Source organism: Desulfofundulus sp., from assembly GCF_049701015.1.
Taxonomy (GTDB): domain Bacteria; phylum Bacillota; class Desulfotomaculia; order Desulfotomaculales; family Desulfovirgulaceae; genus Desulfofundulus.
Genome location: NZ_JBNATZ010000284.1, coordinates 1 through 3,013, shown reverse-complemented (window position 1 = coordinate 3,013; position 3,013 = coordinate 1). Strand labels below are relative to the sequence as shown.

Sequence of the window (3,013 nt, the reverse complement as noted above, 5' to 3'; positions counted from 1 at the left end):
CTCCGGAGAACATTGCTGCCGTTTACGGTGTCCCGGTAGCGGTGGAAAGGCTGGCCGACATTACTGTAGTGGTACCGTTGTGACAGCCCGGGATAGTCCTGCCTGGTTCGAACAGGAAGATAATTTTTTCCATTGCATGGGGAGGAGTGTACACCTGGAAGTAGAAAAAATCAGGAAAATAAATACCTGTATTGCAGAGGTGCTGTAAGCTGCGCAGAACAGCCGCTTTGTTGACCTTTCTGCTGGTAATCCTGGCTTTTGCTTCCCCTGTTCTGGCCGCGCCGGGCCATAGAGCCGCGCTCGTGGTGGGCAAGATGTTTGCCACTGTGGACGGCCAGCTCAGGAAATTGGATGCTGCACCCTTCGTGAAAGAGGGCCGCGTTTTTCTTCCAGTGCGCTACCTGGCTTGTGCACTGGGCGTACCTGAAAAGGGCGTATCGTGGGCCGGAAAGACCCAAACTGTGGCGCTGAATCTCCGGGACAAACGGGACATCACTGTAAAACTCACCGTTGGGGACAAGAACATGACAGTGATTGACGGGCCGGGAGAGGGTGTTTCGGCTCAGTTTATCGTGTTCCGTACTGTACAAATGGACGTTGCTCCTTTACTGAAAAACGGCCGCACCTACCTGCCTGCCAGGTTTGTAGCCGAAGCGTTCGGGTACGAGGTGGGTTGGGACGGCGGCCGACAGGCTGTAATAATAGGGCAGCCCGGTCAGGTACCCGAAGTGCCGGCAGCCGCAGGAGCAGCCGGTAATAAACCCGCGTCAGAGAGTATCAGTAGAGAAGATTCTTTTGTTTTCGATGTACTGGGTGATTCAAAGATATTGCCGGGAAGGGAAACCTGGCAGGGCAACCGGGTACTGGCGGAGGCCGTGGAACGGATTAACCGGGATAACCCTGCCCTGGTGGTTTACCTGGGAGACGGTGTCGATCAGGGCGGGCCGGTCGAAAACCTGCTGGCTTTCAGAAAATACCTTTTAAAACTGCGGTCCCCGTGGTACCCGGTGATCGGTAACCATGAGTTGATTAGAGGGGCAGAAGCCGGTGGCCGGGCAGGAGATGGGGAAAGTAACTTTCTGCGGGTCTTTGCCGACAAACTGCCTTTCAAGGGGAGAAGTTATTATTCCTTCGACTATCGAAACTCACATTTTATCGTTTTGGATACAGCGTGGCAGAATGGGGAAGGGCCGAAAGAGGGTGAGCTGAGACCAGGCAGCCAGCAGTGGGAATGGCTCCGCCATGACCTGGCCGGTGCCCGCGTTCGGAGCAGACACATCTTTATTTTTGGCCACAAGCCGCCTGTGTCCCCTTTCCATTGTGGAGGCCCGGATACCGTTTCCAATTTGCCCGATGGTCACGGCAGCAGTTGGGGTGAACCAGAGGCTGCTGTTGAATTTATGCAAATGGTAGCCAGTTACCATGTGGACGCTGTTTTCTCCGGCCACATACACATGTTCAACCGGATGGATATACAGGGAGTGCCTTACTTTATCACTGCAGGTGCCGGCGCAAATTTGTATGCACCACCGGAATCTGGCGGCTATTATCACTACCTGCGCTGCCGCGTAGACGGGGATCAGGTTGGCTATGAAGTGGTAAAGCTGCCGGTACCGGAGTAATAAACCTGGTTTTTCCTGTTTGCTGCAGGATTTTCATTCTTGTTTTTCTCAAGGTTTCGCCCAATGTCAAGTACGCGAACATATTTCTGAAGTGAGGCCAGGGAAAAGGGCAAGGAGCTGTAGGGAGCGGTGTCTCTGCGGTTCCGGTTGGTAAGACCAGCGGCGGGACGAAGTATATCGGCAACTCGAACTTGAAGAAGTTTCACACCAGCCAGATTACTCATGCTTCCAGCTTCGGTCAAATGAGGTTCCAAAATTCTCCGGGATCGTGTAAAATTTCAGTAGACGGGCGGGTTTGAAAAACTGTAGAGGAAGGAGAGAATGAACATGAAAGTTGTTGGTATTATAGGGAGCCCCCGGCGGGGCGGCAACACTGAAACTCTGGTGGAAAGAGTGCTCGCCGGAGCGGCGGCGGCAGGAGCGGAGACCCAGGTGTTTCGCCTGAACGAAATGAACATCCGCGGCTGCCAGGCATGCTATTACTGCAAGGAGCACGGTCGTTGCCGGCAGGAAGACGATATGGTTCAGATCTACCGGGCCCTGCTTGAGGCCGATGGAATCGTGTTGGGCTCGCCGATCTATATGGGCTACGTCACTGCCCAGACCAAGCTGTTCATGGACCGCCTTTTCGCCTTCTTGAGGCCCGGCTTGAGCAGCACATTCCCTCCGGGCAAGAAATTCATTATGGTTTACTCCCAGGGAGGTGGGGACGACCGGGAGATGGTGCAGGGGATTGCTCAGCGGCTGGGAAGGATTCTCGGTATGCAGGTCAAAGGAATAGCAGGAGGCAATGGCATGAATGACCTAAACGCGGTCAAAAGCAATACTGCGTTGCTCGAAGAGGCCTTCCGTCTAGGCAAGGAACTGGTAGTGTAAAACTTGCGGTGGACTCTGGCAGCTGGGAATTGTTTATGAAGATGATAGATGATACATATACCCTAATTTCAGCCCTGCCGATAATATTCGACAGGGTTTCTTAACGTATTTTCCCGGAAGCGGTTCAATTGGATCTGCTGCAAAATGATGAAGGTATCAACCCCGGCGATAAATAAAAGCTCCTAGCGACCAGTCGGAGAGTAGAAGAGAACGGTGTTGGAATATTACCGGACGAAGCACGGCTTCAAAACGGCAAGGTCAGGAGCAGAAAGATAATTTTTCTTATTTCTGGGGAGGAACCCGCGCCGGGAGATAGAAACAAGTTAGGGGAATACCTGGTCATACCATGATGTCCAAGACAGTGCTGAATCAGACCTATTGTAAAGTAGCCCTCAATAAAACCGGCATTCCGGGCTACCGCTACTGCCTGAACCCTTATATCGGCTGTTCCCACGGGTGTCGTTACTGCTATGCGGACACGGTGCTCCGTTTTTCCGGCCACTCCGGGAAATGGG

General features: G+C 53.2%; 3 protein-coding genes. All 3 read left to right on the top strand.

The features are described from left to right. Nucleotides 1-208: hypothetical protein (locus ACPLUI_RS13275; protein WP_424660729.1), on the top strand; the 208-nt coding region annotated here is incomplete at its 5' end. 22 nt (nt 209-230) lie between these two features. Then, on the top strand, nt 231-1,622 hold the full coding sequence (locus ACPLUI_RS13270) for a stalk domain-containing protein (RefSeq protein WP_424660728.1): 1,392 nt from the start codon (nt 231-233) through the stop codon (nt 1,620-1,622). Between the two features lie 327 nt (nt 1,623-1,949). Next, nucleotides 1,950-2,498 (top strand): flavodoxin family protein, encoded by a 549-nt coding sequence (locus tag ACPLUI_RS13265; protein ID WP_424660727.1) that lies wholly within the window; start codon nt 1,950-1,952, stop codon nt 2,496-2,498. Nucleotides 2,499-3,013: the final 515 nt, after the last annotated feature.

Excerpts from the sequence above, each read along its gene's own strand:
- ACPLUI_RS13265 (WP_424660727.1), top strand. The coding sequence starts at position 1,950 with ATGAAAGTTGTTGGTATTATAGGGAGCCCCCGGCGGGGCGGCAACACT.